This is a genomic window from Micromonospora sp. NBC_00389 (assembly GCF_036059255.1).
GTDB lineage: Bacteria > Actinomycetota > Actinomycetes > Mycobacteriales > Micromonosporaceae > Micromonospora.
Genome location: NZ_CP107947.1, coordinates 4,733,286 through 4,756,060 on the forward strand (window position 1 = coordinate 4,733,286; position 22,775 = coordinate 4,756,060).

At 67.6% G+C, this 22,775-nt stretch carries 12 protein-coding genes and 1 pseudogene; 9 read left to right on the forward strand and 4 right to left on the reverse strand.

Annotation, left to right across the window (positions count from 1 at the left end; genetic code table 11):
- Positions 1-86 precede the first annotated feature (86 nt).
- The 3 genes from OG470_RS22550 to OG470_RS22560 all read left to right on the forward strand — a co-directional run bounded on the left by OG470_RS22550 (position 87) and on the right by OG470_RS22560 (position 9,807).
- Positions 87-3,821 carry a DNRLRE domain-containing protein gene (locus OG470_RS22550; protein ID WP_328415182.1) on the forward strand — a complete coding sequence of 1,245 codons (3,735 nt, stop codon included), beginning with the start codon at positions 87-89 and terminating at the stop codon, positions 3,819-3,821.
- 77 nt (positions 3,822-3,898) lie between these two features.
- Positions 3,899-8,761, forward strand: coding sequence for a golvesin C-terminal-like domain-containing protein (locus OG470_RS22555; RefSeq protein ID WP_328415184.1), 4,863 nt, complete (start codon positions 3,899-3,901; stop codon positions 8,759-8,761).
- Positions 8,762-8,862: 101 nt separating this feature from the next.
- On the forward strand, positions 8,863-9,807 hold the full coding sequence (locus OG470_RS22560) for a hypothetical protein (RefSeq protein WP_328415186.1): 945 nt from the start codon (positions 8,863-8,865) through the stop codon (positions 9,805-9,807).
- Between the two features lie 185 nt (positions 9,808-9,992).
- Here the strand turns inward: OG470_RS22560 and OG470_RS22565 are convergent, their stop codons facing one another.
- Together OG470_RS22565 and OG470_RS37345 are read right to left on the reverse strand one after the other, a co-directional pair.
- Positions 9,993-10,193, reverse strand: coding sequence for a hypothetical protein (locus OG470_RS22565; protein WP_328415188.1), 201 nt, complete (start codon positions 10,191-10,193; stop codon positions 9,993-9,995).
- 184 nt (positions 10,194-10,377) lie between these two features.
- Positions 10,378-10,785 (reverse strand): annotated as a pseudogene (locus OG470_RS37345) (ISAs1 family transposase); the annotation flags it as partial.
- A 90-nt stretch (positions 10,786-10,875) separates the two neighbouring features.
- Here OG470_RS37345 and OG470_RS22575 point away from each other — a divergent pair.
- Both OG470_RS22575 and OG470_RS22580 read left to right on the forward strand, forming a co-directional pair.
- Positions 10,876-11,139 carry a hypothetical protein gene (locus OG470_RS22575; protein ID WP_328415190.1) on the forward strand — a complete coding sequence of 88 codons (264 nt, stop codon included), beginning with the start codon at positions 10,876-10,878 and terminating at the stop codon, positions 11,137-11,139.
- Between the two features lie 117 nt (positions 11,140-11,256).
- Complete coding sequence (locus tag OG470_RS22580; RefSeq protein WP_328415192.1) at positions 11,257-11,943, forward strand: integrase core domain-containing protein; 687 nt, start codon at positions 11,257-11,259, stop codon at positions 11,941-11,943.
- A gap of 585 nt (positions 11,944-12,528) precedes the next feature.
- On the opposite strand, the gene OG470_RS22585 is transcribed toward OG470_RS22580, so the two are convergent.
- On the reverse strand, positions 12,529-13,308 hold the full coding sequence (locus tag OG470_RS22585; protein WP_328415194.1) for a transposase family protein: 780 nt from the start codon (positions 13,306-13,308) through the stop codon (positions 12,529-12,531).
- Between the two features lie 137 nt (positions 13,309-13,445).
- On the opposite strand from OG470_RS22585, the gene OG470_RS22590 reads away from it, so the two are divergent.
- From OG470_RS22590 to OG470_RS22605, 4 genes are all read left to right on the forward strand, one after another.
- Positions 13,446-14,363 (forward strand): transposase family protein, encoded by a 918-nt coding sequence (locus OG470_RS22590; RefSeq protein ID WP_328415196.1) that lies wholly within the window; start codon positions 13,446-13,448, stop codon positions 14,361-14,363.
- 493 nt (positions 14,364-14,856) lie between these two features.
- Positions 14,857-15,093, forward strand: coding sequence for a P-loop NTPase fold protein (locus OG470_RS22595; protein ID WP_328426548.1), 237 nt, complete (start codon positions 14,857-14,859; stop codon positions 15,091-15,093).
- Between the two features lie 598 nt (positions 15,094-15,691).
- Entirely contained in the window at positions 15,692-17,089 is a 1,398-nt protein-coding gene (locus tag OG470_RS22600; protein WP_442930928.1) for an IS1380 family transposase, read from the forward strand.
- 668 nt (positions 17,090-17,757) lie between these two features.
- Positions 17,758-17,937 carry a hypothetical protein gene (locus tag OG470_RS22605; protein WP_328415198.1) on the forward strand — a complete coding sequence of 60 codons (180 nt, stop codon included), beginning with the start codon at positions 17,758-17,760 and terminating at the stop codon, positions 17,935-17,937.
- A 627-nt stretch (positions 17,938-18,564) separates the two neighbouring features.
- Here the strand turns inward: OG470_RS22605 and OG470_RS22610 are convergent.
- The gene (locus OG470_RS22610; RefSeq protein ID WP_328415200.1) at positions 18,565-22,548 is read right to left on the reverse strand and encodes a S8 family serine peptidase; all 3,984 of its coding nucleotides are present in this window, start codon (positions 22,546-22,548) and stop codon (positions 18,565-18,567) included.
- Between the last annotated feature and the right edge of the window lie 227 nt (positions 22,549-22,775).

A 22,775-nucleotide genomic window follows, 5' to 3' on the forward strand; every position in this document is an offset into this window, starting at 1 on the left:
AATCAAATATCTCCAATATAGGAGATCGTGTATGACCCCTTGGAATCCTTACCCATCGTGTCTACCTGAAGACCGGAGGGTGACGGGTGAAGAAGATAGCGAGAGGTCCCCTGATCGGGGGGCTGGTGCTGGCCTTGGTGGCCACGCTCGGCGGGATGGAGGCGCTGCCGGACAAGGATCCGGGCAGCGTCGATCAGACGGCGAGCAGTCAGGAGGATGACGGCGGCCTTCTGTCCCGGCTCGGTCGAGCGGCGGGCGGTCTGGTGGACGGTGGGCCGCGTAAGGCGAAGCCGGAGGTGGTCAGCGCCGGGCTGGCGGTGAACGAGAAGCCGCCGGCGGCGAAGAAGTGGCCGCCGCAGAAGCGGGTCAAGGAGTTGACCGGCAAGCGGACCGCCAACGGCAAGGTCTACCAGCTCTCGGACGGTCGAACGCAGGCCGAGATCTCGATGGTGCCGCTGCACTACCGCGACGCCAAGGGCACGTTGCAGACCATCGACACCCGGGTCCGTCCGGTCAAGGACAAGGGCTACGTCCAGGGCAACCGGACGAACACCTTCACCAGCCTGTTCGGTGACAGCTCGGATGAGCTGGTCCGCTTTGAGCAGGGTGGGCAGAGCATCGAGCTGGGTCTGCAGGGCGCGGCGAAGGGCGTGACGCCGACGGTGTCTGGCTCGACGGTGACCTACGCCGGTGTGGCGGGTGGCGCGGATGTCGTTTATGACGTCACCTCCACGGCGTTGAAGGAGAAGATTGTCCTGCGCCGGGCCCCGAGCGGGCCGGTGTCGTACACCTTCACCCTCGACACCGCTGGTCTCACCGCGCAGCAGCGGGCGGACGGCTCGATCGCGTTCGTCCCGCGCGCCGGCGGCGAGCCGGCGTTCGTGATGCCGGCGCCGTTCATGTTCGACGCGAAGGACGACAAGGCGTCACCGGTCGGCAAGGTGTGGAGCGACAAGGTCACACAGACGGTGAGCCAGTCCGGCGGCCGGTCGACGATCACGGTTGCCGCCGACGGCGGCTGGCTGGCCGACCGGGCGCGGGTCTACCCGGTGGTCATCGACCCGACCATCAAGGTCCAGCCGGTGCCGACCGACGCGCAGGACGTGCAGATCTACTCCGCCGACCCGGCCCACGCATACGGGCAGGACGTCACCAAGTGGCCGTTGCACGTCGGCACGTCGGGCGCGGGCAAGTGGCGCTCGTTGGTCAAGTTCGACACCAGCCTGGTTCCGGCGAACACCACGATCGACGACGCGCGCCTGGAGATGTACTACTCCCAGACGCACACCGCTTGGCAGTACGACGTGCCGATCGAGGCGCGTCGGGTCACCGCCGAGTGGGACGAGGACTCCGCGACCTGGGACTCGATGTACAACAAGGTCGACACCGGACCGGCGGGCAACTTCGTGACCGTCGACGACGGTAACACCGGCTCGTCGGCGCAGGGCACCTGGACGGCGTCGACGAGCCCGCTGACCTCGGAGGCGGTCGGTACCGACTATCGAGTGAACAAGGACGCGGTGACCGGGGAGACCTACACCTGGACGCCGACCATCACCGAAGCCGGTGACTACAAGGTCGAGGTGCACTACGTCGGCGCCTTCGACCGGACCGACACCGCCACCTACACCGTCCACTCGTCCGGCGGCAAGAAGACGGTGCACCCCGCGATCGACCAGCGGACGCCTGACGAAAAGGGCGCCTGGAAGACCCTCGGCACCCACCACTTCGACGCCGGCACCACCGGCAAGGTCGTGCTCGGCGACGTGGCCAACGAGGTCGTGATCGCCGACGCTGTGCGGTTCAGCAAGCAGGGCGCGGTGAAGGACGCGGCGAAGTCCAGCGCCTGGCTGTCCTTCCCGGTGCGCAACGTGGTGCAGCAGTGGGTCAACAAGACCCAGGCCAACTACGGCTTCTCGCTGCAGGCGAAGAACGAGACGACCCTCGGCCAGGGCGGCCCGGTCTTCGAGGCGTCAGAGTACGCCTACGCCAACGACCGGCGGGACTACAACCTGCCGAAGCTGGTCGTCACCTACGGCCGGCCCGGTGTGGCGGTGAACCCGCCGACGACGGTCACCTCGACCGGCGCCGTGCTGACCTGGCCGGCATACGGTGACCCGACGCCCGCCACCGCCGACAACGACGACGTGGTCGAGTACCAGGTGCACCGCAGCGTGCACCAGAACTTCACGCCGTCCGGCACGACGCTGATCGCGCCGGTCTCGTCGAGCACGCTGACGTACCAGGACACCACCGCGGTGCCGACGGCGGCGGACAACACCGACCCGATGGACCGCAAGTTCTACTACTACATGGTCGCAGTCAAAACCCGGGGCGGGCAGATCTTCGCCGGTCCGACCCAGCCGGCGATGCTGCCGAAGGCCGGCCAGATCACCCGGATCTACCGGACCGCCGGCACGAACGCGACCGGCACCGACGGCGTCATCGACACCACGCTGTCGAAGACCCGCTCGACCGAGAACGTCGACGTCTACGACGGTGACCCGTACGTCAGTCCGGGCAACAACTCCGACTACTACGGCGACACGCGGGGCCTGATCAAGTTCCCCGCCCTGGCCGGCATCCCGACCACCGCGCAGGTGGTCGACGCGCAGCTGAGGATGTACAACACCTACCTCTACCCGGGCACCGACACCGACGAGTACGTCGACGTCTACAAGATGACGACGGCCTTCGACGAAACCAAGGCGACCTGGAACACCAGCAACGGCACCACCGCGTGGCTCACCACGGGTGGTGGCGGTGACTACGACACCAGCTGGAAGGCGAGTTTCAACGGGTTCACCAACGACCCGGAGTGGGAGAACTGGAACGTCATGCCCGCAGTGCAGGGCTGGCTCACCACGCCCAGCAGCAACAAGGGCTTCCTGCTGCGCCAGCGGGACGAGACGAACCTTACGGCGCGGGCGATGCTGCTCTCCTCCGAGGCCGAGGAGCCGCTGCTACGGGCGACGCTGGAGGTCACCTACCTCGAGCAGACCGCCGAGTCGACGTACTACGCGGCGTCGACGCCGCAGGTGGTGACGCCGAACGCCACGTACACCGTCCCGGTGACCGTGTCGAACCCGACCCTCGCCGCCTGGAACACCACGGACTGGGAGCTCTCCTACGACTGGAAGCGGGCCGACGGGACCGACCTCGACGATGAGAGCTACGAGCTGCGTACCCCGCTGCCGAAGAACGTGGTGGCCGGTGGCACGGTCGACATCACCGCACAGGTGAAGACCCCACCATCGTCAACGGAGGGCAACAAGCGCACCGAGTACGTCCTCAACTGGGACCTGCGCCGCAAGCTCGACGGCGCGAAGCTGTCGGCGTCCTCGCCGATCAAGGCGCTTCCGCAGAACGTGGCGGTGGAGGAGCCGACCTCCGACCAGCTCGGTCTGGAAAAGTTCTACTCCTACGCGGGGAAGAACACCGGCGCCGGCGGCACCCTGATGAACAACCTGTACGCCGGCAACACCGTCTGGTCGTACAACCCGTTCAACAACCCGTCCCAGGGCCTGTCGACGTTCGTCCGCATGTCCTACAACTCCCTCGACACCACCGACTCGGTCGCCGGGTACGGCTGGTCGCTGCAGGCGTCATCGATGATGCGCCTGGGCACCCCCTGGACTTCCACCCCAACCCGAACCCCACCAAGGTCACCTTCACCGATGGTGACGGCACCAGCCACTGGTTCACCTGGGATCCGGCGACCTCGCAGTGGAAGAGCCCGAAGGGTGTTCACCTCTACCTGGAGAAGGTCACTGCGCTCGACTGCAAGCCGAACACGCAGGAGCGGCGGGCCTGGCGGCTGACAAAGCCGGACCGCACGCAGTTCTACTACGACTGCGAGGGCTTCCTCTCCAGCACTGTCGACAACAACGGCAACGAGATGCTGTTCACCTACGAGGAGCGCAAGTCCAACAACAAGCCGACCAAGTTCCTGCGCTACCTCACTGACGCGGCCGGCCGCAAGACCCTGACCATCGACTACTACGCCAAGGGTCAGGCCTACGACTACATCAACGACACCACCTGGGCGCGGACGCCGGCGACCAACCTGACCAACCCGAAAATCATCGACCACGTCTCGCAGATCACCGACATCTCCGGGCGGAAGCTGACCTTCAACTACACGGACAAGGGTCTGCTCGGTGAGCTGATCGACGGCGCCGGCTCCACCAACGGCACACCGAAGAAGTTCCAGTTCCGCTACGACATGACGCAGGGGAACAAGAACGTCAAGCTGGTCAAAGTCACCGACCCGCGCGGCAACGCCACGGACCTGGCCTACCACTATCCCCAGACCGGCGACGACCCGAAGTGGCACTGGCGGACCAAGCACTACACCGACCGGAACGACAAGGCCAACCTGACCCAGTTCGCCTACGCCGACCCGGACGCCACCAACAACATCCGTACCACGGTCACGGACGCGGAGAACCACTCCACCGTCTACCTTCAGGACGGCTACGGCCGGCCCGTCCAGACCACCAACGCCAAGAACCAGACGACCAAGCTCGGCTGGGACGACGACCACAATGTCACCCGGCTCGAGGAGAACAACGGCGCGGTCTCGACCTGGCAGTACGACCAGAAGACCGGCTACCCGACCGAGATCAAGGACCCGGAGGCGGTCGAGAACGGCACAGCGGGCACGGTGCTGACCTACCAGCTGCAGCTCAACGGCTACGTCGCCGAACTCGTCGAGAAGACCAGCCCAGAGGGGCGCAAGCACACCTTCGGGTACGAGCCCGACGGCGACCTGTCGTTCGTGGTCGATCCGATCGGAAACACCACATCGGACCCCGACGACCACAAGACCTCGTACACCTATGACGCGTGGGGTCAGCTCATGACCGCCACCGACGCCAACAACAACACGACTAAGAACCTCGAGTTCCACGCGTCGGGATACCCGCAGGCGATCGAGGACGCCGCCCAGAAGACCACGCGGTTTGGCTACGACGTGCGCGGCAACGTCCTCAAGGTCACCGACCCGTTGCTGCACTACACGACCCAAGGCTACGACGTGTTCGGCCGGCCGACGACCTCGACGGTGCCCAAGGACCAGACCGCGGGTGAGTTCATCACGACACCGGCACCGGTCTACGACGGCAACGACAACATCACCGCGGCCACCACGGCCACGGGAGAGGTGGCGACGGCCATCTACGACGCGGCCGACCAGGTCATCCACATGCTGACGCCAATCGACAAGCCGGGAGACCCGGAACGCAGGTCGTCGTTCACCTACGACAAGGTCGGCAACCTGCTGACCGCGGTCGAGCCGAAGGGGAACCTGAGCCCGACCGCCGGGGACTTCACCACCATCAACGCCTATGACGAGATCTATCAGCTGACCGACGTTGTGAACGCCGGCGGCGACAAGATGTCGTACTCGTACGACGACGTCGGGAACGTCGTCAAGGTCGTCGATCCGGTCAAGAACGCGACCGCGGATCCGGCCGACTACATGTCCCGGTTCGAGCACGACTCCGCGCACCGTGTCGTCAAGGTGATCGACGCCACCGGGAAGTTCACCACGACGACCTACGACAAGGACGGGCTGGTCACCGCGTCGACCGACCAGCTCGGCAACAGCACGCTGATGGTCCTTGACCGCAACGGCAGGCCCGAGCAGGTCAAGGTCCCGCACAAGAACGTCAACGGGACGCTCACCCACCGTGTCACCGGCTACGGGTACGACGAAGTGGGCAACCGCACGAAGGTCACCAGCCCGCGCGGTATGGCGACGGCCAACCCTGACGATTTCGCACAGGTGTCGGTGTACGACTCGCTCAACCACGTCAAGGAGAGCCGCACCGAGTACGACCCAAACGACGCGCGTTACTCCACACCGGACAAGACCACCTTCGAGTACGACGACGCGGGCCGGCTGACCATCGTTTCCCAGCCGCCGTCGTCCGGTGAGACCGACCGGAACGAGACCACCAACACGTACTGGGACAACGGCTGGACGCGCAGCTCGACCGATCCGTGGAACATCGCCACCAGCTACGACTACGACAACGAGGGCGCGCAGACCCTGCGCAAGGTGAGAAGCGCCGACGAGGACTCGTCCAGCCGGACGATGTCCTGGCAGTACTTCCCGGACGGCAAGGTGAAGGCACGCGCCGACGACGGCGTTCCGGTCGGCCGCAACGTCGTCCTCGTCGACAACTCCGACAGCCAGAACGTCTCCGTCACAGGAACCTGGCCCGCGGCGACGTCGGCGACGAACAAGTACGGTCCCAACTACGCCACACACGCCGCCGGGACTGGGACCAACGCGTTCACGTGGAACCTCAACATCCCGAAGTCGGGCACTTATCAGGTGTACGCCCGCTACCCGACGGTGTCGGGCGCGGCGACCAACGCGGAATACACGGTCCGGCACGCGGCCGGCTCGGCAGTCGCCACCGTCAACCAGTCCGCCAACGCCGGCACCTGGGTGTCGCTGGGCTCGTTCAGCTTCACCGAAGGCAACACGCAGAAGATCACGTTGTCAGATCGGTCGGGCGGCACGGTCGCGGCCGACGCGATCAAACTGGTCCGCGACAACGGCGGTGAGACCGACGCCGAGAAGTACGACTACACGTACGGATACGACCCAAACGGCAACCTGACGAGCATCGCCGACTCGTCACCGGGCGCCCGCATCGACTCGTACGCGATCACGTATACCGGCCTCAACCAGGTCGAGGAGGTGCGGGAGAAGCTCGCCGGCGTCGAGAAGAACAAGACGGTCTACGGCTACGACGACAACGGCGCACCGACCAAGGTCAGCAACAGCAAGCAGCACTCCCTGTTCGAGTACGACGTCCGCAGCCTCCTTCACAAGATCACTAACGGGAAGACGGCGACGGACCCGGACGCGAAGGTCACGACGTACTCCTACAACGACCGAGGCGACCGCACCCACGAGGTGAAGGGCAACGGCAACACCGTCGACAGCACCTACTACCTGGACGGGTTGCTGCGCACCCAGGTGGAGAACAAGCCTAACGGCACGCTGGTCTCCGAACACACGATCGACTACGACCTCAACGCCAACCGCCTGCGCGACGTCAGCAGGAAGATGAACGCCGACAACCGCTCGGCGTACCTGGACTCGACAACGGACTACGGCTACGACCCGCGGGACCGGATCGCGACCTCGACCATCTCGGGCCACGGCGCGGGCACGGAGACCTACGTCCACGACGCGAACAACAACGTCATCTCGCAGACGGTCAAGGACGTGTCCACCACGTACGACTACGACCGCAACCGGCTCGTCGGTGCGACGACGTCCGGGATCACGGCGTCCTACAACTATGACCCGTTCGGCCGCCTGGACACGGTGACCGCGCTGGGACAGGTGTTGGAGCGCAACGTCTACGACGGCTTCGACCACGTCATCGAGAACCGCAAGACGTCGGGCGGCACGACCTCGACAACGAAGTTCACGTTCGACCCGCTGGATCGCACCGCGTCGAAGACCGATGGCGCCGGCGGCGCGGACGAGAAGACCACGACGTTCAACTACCTGGGCCTCTCCGGTGAGGTGCTGGACGAGCAGGTCGCGGGGGAGATCACCAAGTCCTACCGATACTCCCCGTGGGGAGAGCGGCTCTCCCAGGTTACGCACGAGACGGACGGCACCGAGGAGAGCTCCTACTACGGCTACAACCCGCACACCGACGTCGAGACGTTGACCGACGCCGCAGGCGACACCAAGGCGACGTACGGATACACCGCCTACGGCAACGACGACACCAACCAGTTCACCGGCATCGACAAGCCCGACTCCACCGATCCGACCAAGGAGCCGTACAACGCATACCGCTTCAACTCCAAGCGGTGGGATCAGGCATCCGGCACGTACGACATGGGCTTCCGCGACTACAGCCCAAGACTCAACCGGTTCCTCACCCGGGACATGTACAACAGCGCGCTCGCCGACCTCGACCTCGGCCTGGACCCATGGACCAGCAACAGGTACGCGTTTGGTGGCGGCAACCCGGTCTCGGCGGTCGAGCTGGACGGACACCGGCCGTACGAGGACCCGCCGGACACCAGCTGGATGAACTACTACACGCAGAACGTCACCAACAAACCGACGACCGGACAGTACGTGCCTGGCTTCGGCTGGGGCATCACCAGCGAGACGTTGTTCGGCTCGGTGTCGGTCTACGACGCGGACGGCAACCTGATCGCGGCGGAGGCGACGATCCGCAGTGGTGGTGGGCTGCTGCCAGGTGAGAGCGGCCGGCCCCTGACCGACCAGGACCTCGAGCAACGCGCGCTCAAGTGGGCCGAGCGGGAGGGCCTGCTGCAAAAGGGGAACACGCTGCGGATCGACGTGGACAAGCCGGATACGCCGCCGTGCAACAACTGCGGTGCCCACATGCGTCGCGCGGCCGAGACGCACGGCATGCGGATCTGGTACACCTCGCAAGGGACCACCACGGTCTACGGCGATGAGTTCTCCTCGGCACACCTCAAGGGCGCGGGCATCAAACCCATCACGCCCAAGAGCTCGCAGGGCACGTTGTTCGAGCTGCCACCGACCAAGCCCAACGGCGGCACCGGCAAGCCGGGTGGACCGCGCGGCGGTGGCGCCGCCCGCGGGATGAACGGCACCGGAAACGCACTGGGCCTGCTTGGCTTCGGCGCGGACATGTACTTCTACTACAAGTACGGCCCGTGCGGGGTGTTCTACTACGAAGTCGCCAACCCGGGGGCGTGTCAACCACAGATGACCGCCTAGCGCGGCGGCGCAACAGTGGAGACCCCGGCCGGCGTCGGCCGGGGTCTCCCGCGCCACCACAGGTAAGGTCCCGTCGGGGGCGACGCAGGAGGAGGGTGCACGTGGATGCTGCGCAGTGGTGGGCCCTAGACGACGCCGGTGCGCGGCGGTCGGCGTCGTCGATCGCCGACCGCCTTGGCGTGCGTCTGGTCGAGGTCCGGTCGCACGAGTTCGCCGGGCGGCGGGGACCGGTGGCCCTGTTCGACGTCGCCGGTGCGCGGTTCGCCTTCGTTCCCGGCGGCCGCACGAGCGTCGGCTTCGACGGCGCCCGGTTCGCGCCCACTGAGGGGCAACGGCGCAGCTTCTCGGACAGAGCCGAGCAGCTCAACGTCGCGGACGACATCCAGGCCTACGTCGACGCGATGACCTCGCCGCCGCGTACGGTCGTCGTGCCCTCGCTGCTGGTCAGCGTGGCGGCGGTGGACGTGGCGGCGGTACCGGTTCCGGTCGACGACCCCCAGGTGGTCAGTTTGGTCACCAACGCGCGCGCCACGGGCGGTGGCCTCGGCGGTTCCCAGCCCCGGAGGGTGGAGTCGGCGGGGCGGGCCGTCGCGGTGCTCGGCGACGACTGGGCGATCGAACGGGCGTGGTTGATCCGGACGCCGACGCACGCCGAGGTTGTCGAACGGCTGGCCCAGCGGGGGCAGCGGCTGCTCTCCGCGCATGAGTGGGAGCACGCGTGCGGCGCGGGAGCGTCTACGCTCTTCCGGTGGGGCGACGTCGAACCCGAGGGTGTCGTGCACACGCTGGCGGCCGGCCCGCACCGGGAAGCCAACCTTTTCGGGCTTCAGATCGGCCAGAACCCGTACGACGAGGAGTGGACAGCTGAGCCCGCCGTGGTCCGGGGCGGCGACGGCGGCAGCATGGCGCATTCCGGCATCGGCGGGTTTCCCAGCTGGCTTGCCCTGGCGACGGCCTACCGGGACCCCCACTACGAGCAGTGGTTACGCACCGACAGCGACATGCTCGACCGGGTGCTGGTCAGACCGGCGATCCTGGTGCCGTAGCCCGCCTGGTCGATCCCGACGTCGCCTGTCAAGCGTGACGCACGTCGACTCCGTCACACGGATACGCCGTACGCACCCATTGATGCTCGTCGCCAGCGCGGAGGTAACGGTCGTGTTCCAAGGGCACGTGCCGAGTCGCGATCGACGCGCTCTCGGTCGGCACCTGCACCACGGTCGTTTCAAGATCATGTGGTGAGTTGGAGGATGGTGAAGGGTCGGTGCATGTCGCGGCTGGCCCAGCGGGTGGCTTCGGTGATGTCGTGGCGTCCGGCCAGGCGTATTGCTCCGATGGCGAGGTTGCGCAGGGTGGCCATGATGCGGGGGCCGGAGCGGGTTCGGGTGGTGGAGGCGTCTTCGGCGTAGAGGGTGTCGCGCAGCCAGTGCAATGACTCGACGCCCCAGTGGCTTTGGGTGTAGCCGGCCAGGTCGGCGGGGCTGGCGATGGTGGCGGGTAGGTTGGTGACGCCGAGCGCGGCGGCGGCGCTGGGGTGCCCTCCGGCCAGGTCGGTGACGTAGCGTTCGACGAGGTAGACCTGTGCGGCGTGGGGGGAACGGCAGGTCGGGCGGCGCGGGAAGCACCCGGATCGTGCGTCGGGTGATCCGGGCGTGGCCGATGTCGGTGTGGCAGTACGCGATCGGGGTCTGCGACCAGGGCAGGGCGTTGACCGCGGTGTAGAGGGCTTGACGGTTCTCCTTGACGGGCAACACGTAGAAGCCTTCGCGGGCGTGGATGTGCGCCGCGGTCGCCTTGACGGTGTGTAACGCATCGGCGGTGACCACGGCATCGCGTAGATCCTGGATCTGGTCCAGAACCTCGGTGGCGTGCGGCACCTCGTTGGACTTGGTGTCGATCTGGGTTTGCGCGGCGACGACGGTGACGTCGCCGGGCCGGCCGGCCAACGCCGCGAGGAGGTGAACCTGGGTGCCGTCGGCGTCGGTGGCGCCGCGGACCACCTTGCCGTCGAGGCGTACCTGCATCAACCTGTTGGGCTCGTAAATTCGGTTCGGTGGCTGTGACGTGCGGCTTTGTGCGAGGTCGGTCCAATCAGGGCGGCGACGATCCAAGGTATGGCAGCCTCGCTGGTGTACCTGCTCCTGCGTCAGGTCCTGCAGATGCTGACCCAGCTCGCCTGGGACGGCGGCGCGAAGGACGTCGAACTCCTGGTCTTACGGCATCAGGTGGCGGTGCTGCGCCGGCAGGTGCACCGACCCGATCTCCAGCCCGCGGACCGGGCGGTGCTGGCGGCGTTGTCGCGGCTGCTGCCTCTCGGCAACACTGGGCGGCGTTCTTCGTCACCCCGGCGACCCTGCTGCGCTGGCATCGACAGCTGATCGCACGACATTGGACCTACCCACACGCGCGACCCGGCTGGCCACCCGTAGACCGCGGGATCCGGGAACTGGTCCTGCGCCTGGCCGCGGAGAACCCGACCTGGGGGGCATCGCCGGGTGCAGGGTGAGCTGGCTCGTCTGGGCTACCGGCTCGCGGCCAGCACGGTATGGAAGATCCTGCACCAGGCCGGCGTCGACCCGGCACCCCGCCGAACGGGACCGACCTGGAAGCAGTTCCTGACCGCTCAGGCACACACCATCTTGGCCTGCGACTTCTTCACCGTCGACACCGTGCTCCTGAAACGGATCTACGTACTGTTCTTCATCGAGCTCGCCACGCGGCACGTCCACGTCGTCGGTGTCACCGCACACCCGACCGGCACCTGGGTCACTCAGCAAGCACGGAACCTGCTCATGAGCGTCGACCAGCGCGCCGATGGGATCCGGTTCCTGCTCCGCGATCGCGACACGAAGTTCACCGCCGCCTTCGACACGGTCTTCACCGCAGCGGACATCGACGTGATTCGAACACCGCCACAAGCGCCGAGGGCGAACGCCTACGCGGAACGGTGGGTCGGCACGGTGCGGCGCGAGTGCACTGACCGGATGCTCATCGCCGGCGAACGGCACCTGTCGAGCGTCCTGACCGAGTACACCAAGCATTACAACGGCCACCGGCCACACCGATCACTCGGCCAGCGACCACCGAACCCGCCACCGCAGGTCGTTAATCTCAGCAGTGCTCGCGTCCAACGACGCCCGATCCTGGGCGGATTGATCAACGAATCCTCGCAGGCAGCGTAGGCCGAATCTGATTTACGAGCCCGGCAGGTTAGGCGTCGGTGTAGTACCCCCATTCCTCTGCGCCAAGGGACCGGAAGCCCGCCAGTCTGGCCTTCGCGTTCATCCAAGACCGAGGCCCCCAAGAGTCGAGCCACGCAGGTGGGGTTCTGTCAGGCGGTTGGTAGCCGGCCCACGGGTCCTCCTCGGCCTGATCCTCTGGGGCTCCGCTTTCATTGTCCTCGCCAGCGCGACCGTCCGAACTCTCGGTCGACTGGTCGACCCCGCCAAGGTCCGCATCGCCGCCAGTCGGCGGGGTTCCCTCATCTGCGGAATCAAGATCGTCAACAGCCATCTTGCCATTCTCGCCAAGAACCCCCTCGGCCGCATCCACACTCCGGGGCTACTCGACGTCGCTGGCCTTCGAACACGGATCGAGATGCTTGGCGACGAATTCAACCCTGGTCAACTGAATGTCGAGATCCTCCGTTACATGGCAATTGCGGAGTGCTCCGCAGTCCTGTCAGGCTGGTCGTCTGGGCCGGAGGCCGAGGCTCTAAGGGACGTCTCGTAACTGGGTGAAGGTGTTGCCCGGCGCCAGACCGGCGATCAGCCGGCGAGGATGATGTTGTGGAGGTTGGCGATGCCGGAAGCGGCGTCGGCCAATGTGTGAGCGGCGCGGCGGTAGTCACGCAGGATCTTGAAGCACTTCATCCTGGCCAGGGCGTGTTCGACCCCTGCACGGACCCTCCGGTGTTCGACGTTGAGGGCTTCTTTCCAGGCCGGCAGGTCACCGCCGTCGGCGGGCTTGCGGTACGGGATGATCACCTCGGGGTTGCCGCGGTAGCCGCCGTCGGCCATCACCGGCCGCCCGGCGAGTTTCTCCTCGATGCCGCTGGTGCGGTAGACGATCGTGTCGTTGCGGTTGCCCGGCTGTGGGTCGCCGACGGCGATGACCAGGCGGGTGCTGGCGTCGATGGCGACCTGCAGGTTCGTCGAGTACCGGTAGTTCTTGCTGCGGGCGGCCAGTCGGTGATCGCGGGTGGGAATCAGGGTGCCGTCGACGATGGCGATCTGCTCGACCGGCCGCCGCAGCACCGGCGCGAGGGCCAGCAACGGGCCGAGAGTGTCGATGACCCGGTGCGCGGCCGAGTGCGACACCCCGAACAGCGGCCCGATCTGGCGCATCGTCAGGTTCGTGCGCCAGTAGGTGGCCACCAGCAACACCCGATCGGGAAGGTCCAAGGCCCACTGCCGGCCCGGCCGGCCATCGGCGATGCCGTCACCGCCACGCTCGGCGACCACGCGGACCAGCTTGCGGAACTGGGCGGGCTGCAGCCCCGTGAACGGAAAGATCCACTCCGGGCGGGCCGCGGTGATCACCTGCACCCAGGCATCCTGACCGACCATCCACAACGGACAGACACCGGGGTTACGAGACGTCCCTTACGACCTCGTGCATGGTTGTGGGTGCTGGGTGGGATGATCTTCGGATGGTTCGGTCCACTGTGGTGTCTCATCGTCGTGTGACGGGCTTGTCCGTGGAGGTCCTCGCCGAGCTGGTGGCCGAGTTGGGTCCGGTGTGGCAGGACCGGCAGCAGGCCCGGTTGACTGCCCGGACCCGGCGGCGGGCGGTGGGTGCCGGTGCCCGCTACCGGCTGGTCTTCGTTGACCGGCTGCTGGCCACCCTGGTCTGCCTGCGCCACGGCGTGACCCACGATGTGCTGGCGGCGTGGTTCGGGGTGGACCGCTCCACGATCAGCCGTGCGGTGGGCGAGATCCGACCGCTGCTGGCCGAGCGGGGCTGCCGGGTGCCAGGCGGCGTGCGACTGCGCACCCTGGCCGACGTGGTCGCCTACCTGGATCATGTGCGGGCGGCGGCGTTGATGGACGCCACCGAGATCCGCGTCCGCCGTCCCAATGCCGGCCGGGCCGGACGACAGCGGTTCGTGTCCGGGAAGTCGCGCACCAACGCGATCAAGGCCCTGGTCCTCAGCGACACACACGGGCGGTTGTTGTTCTGCGGCGCCACCGCGCGCGGCAGCACCGCCGACATCACTCAAGCTCGCCAGGCCGGTCTGACGCACTGGCTGGACCACACCGTCGGGGTGCGCATCCTCGCCGACGCCGGCTATCAGGGCCTGGGCGCCCAGACAGGCGGCCAGGTGATCACCCCGACACTGCGGCACCACAAGAAAGCCCTGGAACGCCTGCCTGGCATCGCCGAACTACGCCAAGCCCAGCGCCGCGAACACGCCCGCCGCCGGGTGCGCGTCGAGCACGCCATCGCCCACCTGAAGAACTGGCGCAGCCTGACCCGCCACCTCGGCCGCCGCGACAGCCTCGACACCACCATCCGCGCCGTCGCCGGCCTGCTGTCCGACCACCAACACACCGACCGCGGCAAACCCATCGCCGCCATCACCGCCGGCCCCGCCGTGTGAACCCTTACCCGAGGCCGAGGGCACTCCCACACTGCGGACAACCATGCACGAAGTCGTTAGCAACGGCTTCGGCAGCCCTATCCTCCGCACGGCCTTTATGGCTCGAAGACACCAACCTCCCTCTCGCGCCTGCGTACGGACACTCCTTGAGCAGACGTGCCGGGCGCGAGCATGGCGCATCGGGCCCACACGGGCTCGACGGGTGGAAGCAGCACCAGCCTTGTCCAGTCCAGCGCGATGGATCGACGCTGCGGGGTGGGGACGAGCACGGACCATCGGCAAAGCGCTCGGCGAGTTCTCTCATGTCAGTCTGAAGCCCTGTGGGAGGGCGCCCGTGACTTCCTCGTACAACTCTCCACCGAGCCCGACGATCTGGTGCGTCGTCATACCGCACGCGGGCACGTCATCGACCTTGTGGCATACATGCTCGGCCACGCACCGGCGCAGCGACCAGGGCACACTCGAAGAACAGGCGGACTAGGCCAGCAAAGCGCTGCATGCGCTTGCCCGTCCGACGCTGGTCGTCATCGACGACGTCGACCGGCTGCAGCCCGAGCAACTCCTGGCGGTGTTCCGGGCTGTGCGTGTGCTGGGCCTGCTGCCGCACGTGCACTATGTCCTCGCCTCGTTCTACAACACCTCGAACTACTCCTTCGCCAACCTCCTGGCTGACGCCGATGGGCTGGCGGACAACCTGGCCAGCAGAGGGTTACCGACGGTTGCTGGGTGATGATCGCTTGCTCGGTGTGTGCTCCAGCGGTCGGAGCAACGGCGGGTGACAGCGGTGGGCGCGGCTGGGCCCTCCTGAGCACTCGTGGCAAACCGCTGGCAGGTACCCTAGGGCCTCGCGCCCTCGTAGCTCAGGGGATAGAGCATCGGTTTCCTAAGACGGTGCTCTATCTGTTTTTTCGGGCTCGATACCTGCTGTTTCCCATTTTCGTCTCTTGTTTACTGGTCGCACCGGCATGTTGCTGTGCTCGCTTGCTGAAGATCAGCAGGAGGAACTTCAGTCCTGTTTAGACCGCAGTTCGGGTGGTCCGGTGTGTCGTTGCTACGGTCTTCCGATTTCCCCGCGCTGCGTCAGTTTCGGGATGCCGCGAGAGCTTGGGTCAGCAGCGCGGCCAGCTTGGCTGCGCGTGCCGGGTGGTGGTGGTGACCGATCCAGGTGACTCGTCCGATGAGGTGTTCGGCGAAGGCGGGGTGGCTAGCCTCGGCCCTTCGTTAAGGGCTGTCCACGGGCTGGGCAGGAAACAAAGAAGTGCCTTCTGATCAGGGAAAATAGGGCTTGTCGAAGGTCCCATGTTCCTGTCACGGAAGGCACTTGCTGGGTGAAGGCTACCGGAACACGTCCGAAGATCATGGTGACCGGGGACGGGCGAGGCGTGGTCGGTCACGCCGGTGCCCGACTACTCGCCGATCTTGCCGATACGACCGGCCTGACCAGCGCCTTCAGTCAGGCACTGGCCGGCCTGCGGCAACGGCAGGGCGGACACGACCCGGGTCGGATCGCCGTGGATGTGGCGGTGATGCTGGCCGACGGCGGTGAGGCCATCGCGGATCTGGCGGTGCTGCGTGACCAGCCCGGCTTGTTCGGGCCGGTCGCCTCGGATCCGACAGCGTGGCGGCTGTTGTCGCAGCTGGACGAGCCGATGCTGGCCGAACTACGTGCCGCGCGGGCCCATGCTCGTGAGGTCGCCTGGGCCCAGCACGCCGAGACCCGCGGCGACCTGCCGCAGGTGACCGCGGCCGGCCGCCCGGTCGACGGCCTGGTCCTGGACATCGACGCGACGATCGTGATCTGCCACTCCGAGAAGGAATCCGCGACCCGCACCTGGAAGAAGACCTTCGGCTTCCACCCGTTGTTCTGTTTCCTGGACAACACCGGGGAAGCACTGTCCGGGCTGCTACGCGAGGGTCGGGCCGGATCGAACACCACCGCCGACCACATCACCGTCCTCGACCAGGCCCTCGCCCAGATCCCCGATGCCCACCGGCACGGCACCCCGATCCTGCTCCGCTCCGATTCGGCCGGTTCCAGTCACGGCTTCCTCGCCCACCTCCGTGGTCTGCGCCGGCAGCACCTGGACATCCGGTTCTCCGTCGGCGCCGCGATCACCGAGCCGCTGCGGCAAGCGATCCGCGCCGCAACCGACTGGTGTCCCGCCGTCGATGCTGGTGGTGACCTGCGGGAACACGCCGAGGTCTGTGAGATCACCGGCCTGTTCGACGCAGCCGGCTGGCCCGAGGGCACCCGGTTCCTGGTCCGCCGGGAACGCCCGCACCCCGGCGCCCAACTGTCGCTGTTCGACACCATCGAAGGCTGGCGGCACCAGGTCGTCGCCACCGACACTCCGCCCGGGCACGGCAGCATCCAGTTCCTCGAGGCCCGCCACCGCGGCCACGCCCGGGTCGAGGACCGCATCCGCTGCGGCAAAAACACCGGCTTCGGCCGGTTCCCGTCCCGCGTCTTCGCGATCAACCAGGCCTGGCTGCAACTGGCCCTGACCGGCATCGACCTACTCGCCTGGACCCAGACCCTGCTCCTGGACGGTGACCTCGCCGCAGCCGAGCCGAAGAAACTGCGTTACCGGCTGCTGCACGTCGCGGCCCGCATCACCCGCACCGCCCGACAGACCCGCCTCGCCATCGCCGCGAACTGGCCCTGGACCAACGAACTGACCAGCGCATTCAACCGCCTCGCGGCGCTACCCCAGCCCGCCGGCTGACCCCACGGCCTCACACCCCGACCAACGCACGGAGGAACCCGGCCCCGCGCCGGGCCTTCAACATGCCAGCGAACCGATGCACAGCACACAACGCCTGGCCATCGAGGAGCCACTATGAATCAGCGGCCAAGCGAAAGACGGAGGCTAGTCTGGTTTTGCACGTCGAGGCCCGTGCGGGCAGCGTTGTGGAGGATGGAGCGGAGCCGGTCGTAGTCCTCGCGCGGTGTGGCGGGGCGTTGGTTGACGACGAGTCCGGCGAGGAGTTGCCGGTCGGCGTGGCCACGTACGTGCGTCTTGTCTGGGTGGATTCGGAAGCCCCGTCGCGGACTGCGGCGGTGACAGCAGCGATGAGGTCGCGGACCCGGCGGGTGGTGAGATCGCCGGAGAAGGCGAGATCGCAGTTGCTCCGACTCGACCACCCCGCAGCACCAGGATCCCGCCGCCTGGCCCGCGCCGGGACGCCAGCAGACGACGTGGGCGTCGCCCATCAGCATCATCCACGGTGACGCCTTCCGGGTGAGAGCCCAGGGCAGCGTCCAGATCGACGCGTGGGGCACCACCAAGAGCATCGCCGGCGAGCTACCGACCGCTCCGACCACCGGCGGATGGCCGGCACCCGGTGCCCCCCGGTACGCACTCATAGCCCGGGTCACCACGGGCTCCATGTGGTGAAGAAGACCAGCCGGATCTACGGACCCAGCTCCTGGTTCCCGGTCGGCACCGACAGCGACTGCATGCTGTTCTCCAGCAACGGCGATCCGGCGCCGCACCTGGTCTTCACCTTCAACGACAACAACCTGGGCGACAACAGCGGCGGCGCGGGGGTCGTCGTACGGCAGTGGTTCTGAACAGGCGGGGGTAGAGCAGTCGAACAGCCACGAACCCGATCATGCTTCAACTCGGTCAAACTCCAGCTCACAACCTGTGCGTCGAGTTCTGGCACGGTACAGGTGGCGACATCCCCGATTTTTTCGGCAGATCGTTGGATCCGCTTGACGACCACCTCATCCGTCCAAGGCATCCTCGCTGGTGTCGCAGCTCGCGCGGTCCGTCCTGCGATCGCCGCAGGTCTCGGTTTCTCGTACGGCTGAGGCCGCCCGAGGTGGAGGTCACCGGGCCGCGCAGTCCGTCGTTTTCCTTTCTGGAGATTCCGGTAAACGCGGTGGCGGTGGGGCCGGTCGAGCGGTTCCAGGCTCAGTGATGTGGCGGGCCGGGATCGTCCCAGGAGATGACCACGGGTTCTGCCGGGCTGATCGGCGAGTACCAACACGCCGCTTGTCTCAGAAGACTGCAGCTCAGGGCCGGAATCGTATTTCAAGCGCCACAGGAGTGGATCGACGTGTGGACGGGCCTTTCCCTGAACGGCGGCCGGTGGTCACGCTGCCCGCGCCCATCGACCGCCGGCCCGCCCGCGCTGTGCACGGCCGGGCGCTGGCCGGAGCTGTCGCCCGCCTTCGGGGAAAGGCCCGCCACGGTTATCTCAGGGTGAAGGCGCGGACGGTGGTCTGCTTGATGGTGTTGCCTGCCTCGTCCCAGGCCTCGACCTTCAGGGTGACGGCGCCCTTGGCGGCCCCGTAGCGGGCCTTCGCCGTGTAGGTGCCGTCCTGGTCACGCTTGACATCGACGGGGGTGTAGGTGGCGCCGTCGTCGGTGCTGGCCCAGAGCTTCAGGCCGGCGATGTCGGGCATCTTGGAGGCGGACGGGGAGTGATAGGGGGAGACGGTGAAGGTGTGCGTGCGGCCCGCACGCACGCTGTTGGCGGCGTCCAGGGTGTCGCCCAGGTCGTAGCTGACGAACACGACCGGGGCCGGCTTGCAGGGCTTGGCGGTGCCGTACAGCACTTCGAGGGAGCAGAACGATCCGGGCAGGGGGTCGGCCGCCACCGGGGTGGTGAAGGTCCACTCGGTGTCGTGCTGGGCGTTCTTGGCGGTCAGCCGGTAGCTGCCCGGGCCTTCCGGCATGGTGAAGAGCGGGAGGACGTCGGTACCGGAGACCGGGGTGCGCGGGATCTCCTTGCCGTCCCGGAAAAGGCTGACGTCGATGCCGGGCTCGAAGGGGTTGGCCCAGTAGTCGGCATTGTACTGCCTGGTGCCAGGCGAGCCGTTGCTGAGCTCGAACTCCGCCCACAGGCTGTCGCCCTGGACACAGATCATGCACCGGAAGCTCCAGCCGAGGTTCGCGCCCGGCTTGGCGAGCTTGTAGAGGCTGTCCGGGCCGGTCGCGGCGCCGGGCGTGAAGGGGGCGGTCAGCCACGACTGCCGAGTGCGGATCGGCTTGTCGAACACCTCCAGGGCCCACTGCGATCGCGCATCGGAGAAGCGCAGCGGATCGGGTATCTCCCACATGCCGTGCGAGCTGACGACCTCGGGGTCGAGCGGTCCGACCCAGTCACGCCGGTTCGGCAGGGTGAGCCTGGGGGTGCCCCACTCTGAGGGCTGCGACACCAGCGGGAGGAGGTCGTCGGTCTTCCACGCGTACCGCCAGTCGCTGTAGCGCTGCGGTGCGACGGTGTGGATGTCCATGTCGATCCGGGCCAGGTCCCGCTCGGTGAAGGTGTAGTGCAGCGAGCGGGGCACGCGGCCCTCTTCGTATGGGGCGAAGGTGTAGGTGTAGGGCGACTCCTCGGTGCCGGTCACCCGGATGGTGAGCCGATTCCCGCCGCTGAGCCGCTCGCGTAGGTCGAGCGCCTCGCGGGAAGGCAGAGACACGTTGGGGATGCCGACCGGCTTAGGGGGGCCGGTGAACGGCTTCTGCGCGAGGCCGAGCGGGATCGCGCAGTTGCTCCCCGGCTTCGGGAAGTGCGCGATCGCGGCCGCGCCCGCGTCGCGGATTGGGCCGATCCGCTCGATTTGGGCTCCGCAGACGTCGCCGAACAGGCCCGCCGCCGTCGGCGCCTCCATGAGGACGAGCTTGCCGCGCAGGTCACGGCCAGCGATGTCCTCGGGCCTGCCCTCGCCGACGTCGACGACGTCCAGATCACGGGTGCCGGTGAACGGCCGGAAGTCAGGGAAGATGTCCTGCTGTAGGTGATTCCCGTAGACGTCGAAGCCGTGCATCGGGGCCGCCGGGTGCAGGGCAGGTGCGCGAGGCGTGCGCACGCTCATGGCGACCTCGCTCCGGCCGAGGGTGAAGCGGGTGTGGAAGCGGAACCCGCCCTTGGTGACCGTCTTCGTGGGCAGGGCCCATAGCCGGGCCCACGAGCCGATCGGCGTGTTCGTCGAGATGGCACCCATGTAGGAGGTGCCGTTGGACACGGTCCGCTGGTAGGCCATGGTGGGGGAGTTGTTCAGCGGTTCAGCCGGCTGCGGGGTGGTGAAGCGCACCTCGGACAGTTTCCGGGCGTCGAGCGTGATCTCCGTGTCGCCGGTGACGGTGATCTCGGGCTGGAACAGGAAGGCCAGGTTGTGCCGGTCGTCGCCGTCGACCCAGATCAGCCCCTGCGTCACGCTGACGACGCCCTGCGGAACGCGGGTGACCGTGGTCCCCACTTTGCTCAGCAGGGTGCCGCCGATGACGCCCTTGCCGCCGGACACGTCGATGGTGTCCTGGCCCCAGGGGCTGTACGGCTTGCCGTCCCGGCCCAGGGTGTGGATGGTGAGCGTGGCCTTGGGCGCCTCGCGCACCGCACCGGCGGGGGTGCGCAGCTGGACGCCGTCGGCGGCCGCGGTCACCACGCCCGTGTAGGTGTCCAGAGCCAGGCCCTTGGAGTCGAGGCTGACGGTGGTCGTCGCGGTCGCCGAGGCGGGCACGGTCAGCGTCGCGTCGGCCACGCTGAGCGCGCCCTCCACCACGCTCCCGTCCGATTTGCGCAGGCCAGGGGTGAGGGTCAGGGTGACCGGCTGCCCGCTCAGGTTGGTGTAGGTCAGGTCCCGGCTCGCGGGCCCGCTCTCCTCCGTGAGGGCACCGAAGTCGAGCCCCGAGGTGGTGGCGAAGACCTGCTGGGTGTACGCCCTGGCCACGTCGACCCGGCCCGCGCCCTGCTTGTACACGCTGATGTCGTTGTCCTTGGACGTCGACATCAGCGCGGCCTTGATCTGCTGGCCGGTCCAGTCCGGGTGCTGCTGGGCCAGGATCGCCGCAGCTCCCGCGACATGTGGCGTGGCCATCGAGGTACCGCTGGCTGCTGTGTAGTGCTCGTCGAACGGGGTGCCCATCATGGTGCCCCCGGCACGCGCGGCGGTGATCGCCACGCCGGGGCCGGCGATGTCGGGCTTGAGCCCGCCGTCACCGAAGCGCGGCCCCTGGCTGGAGAAACTTGCCCACTTGTCCTCCTTGTCGACCGCGGCCACGGTCAGCGCGGCGTCGGCCGCACCGGGGGAGGAGACCGTCTCGGCGCCGGCGGCGCCGGAGTTGCCTGCGGCGATCACGAACAACGCGCCGCTGGAGGCGCTCAGCGCGTTGACCGCCTGGCTCGCGGGGTCGGTGCCGTCGGTGGGGCTGCTGCCCAGGCTCATGCTCACCACCTTGGCGCCGCTGGCGACGGCCCACTCCATGCCCTCGATGGCACCCGAGTCGGTGCCGGAGCCGGAGTTGTCGAGCACCTTGCCGATGATCAGCTGGGCACCCGGGGCGACGCCCTTGTACCTGCCGTTCGCCGCCGCGCCCGATCCGGCGACGGTGGAGGCCACATGGGTGCCGTGCCCGTGCCCGTCCTTGACGTCCTCGCCGGGCATGAAGGACTTGCTGGCGACGACCTTGCCGGCCAGATCGGGATGGGTGGCGTCGATGCCGGTGTCCAGGACGGCAACCTTCACGCTGGTGCCGTCGTGCCCGCCGGCCCACGCCTGCGGCGCGCCGATCATCGGCACGCTGACGTCCAGGTCGGCCTTGACCTTGCGGTCCAGCCACACCTTGGCGATGTCGCCGCGCAGCATGTCCGGCGTGTTGGCCAGCCCGGCCAAGCCGCTCGCGTCCTTCTTCTCGGGTACGGCCCGCACCGCCTGCCAGAACGTGCCCGCCTCAGCCTTGGTGACCTTGACCGCGGCGGCGTTCACGCTCTCCAGGGTGAGGGCGGGCTCGCTGGCCGGGATCGCCTGGGCCGCGGCGGCGACGGACGCGTCGCTGCGCTGCGCGGGGTACTGCACGATGACCGGCAATTGCTTGGTCTTGTCGTCGGTGTAGCCGTTCTCGGCCAGGTAGGTGACGTTGAACAGCTCCCGGTCCAGGCGGCCCGCCTGGATGGCCGGCATGGCGTCGCTGGGGGTGACGTAGATCCCCTTCGGGAAGGCCAGCGTGGACAGCAGCGCCCGGGTGCCGTCGGGGCGGGGCGTGGCCTCGGCCTTCACGGCGTACTTGCCGCCGCCGGCCTCGACGAGGCTGACGACGTCGCCGGTGACCAGGGTGATCATCTTGGAGCCCGGGCTCAGCCCGGCCAGGGGAATCGGACCGGGCGTGGAGGGCTGGAGGGCTGGGGCGGCCAGCGCGGGAGGTGCGCCCGGCGCGACTAGGGTGCTGAGCACCAGGATCGAGGCCGCCAGGAGCGATGGGCCGCGGGATCTGCGTGGAGACATGCGGAACTAGCCCTTCGGGTGTGGGGGATGGGGGGTGTCAGACCGGCTCGAAGCCGTCCGGGGGTTCTTCCGGAGCCTCATCGGGGGTGGGGGCCGGCTCTGCGTCGTCCGGGTTCGGGTCACCCGGGTCGTCGGATTCGGACATACCGCAAGCCTCGCCGTCGCGGGTACGCCGG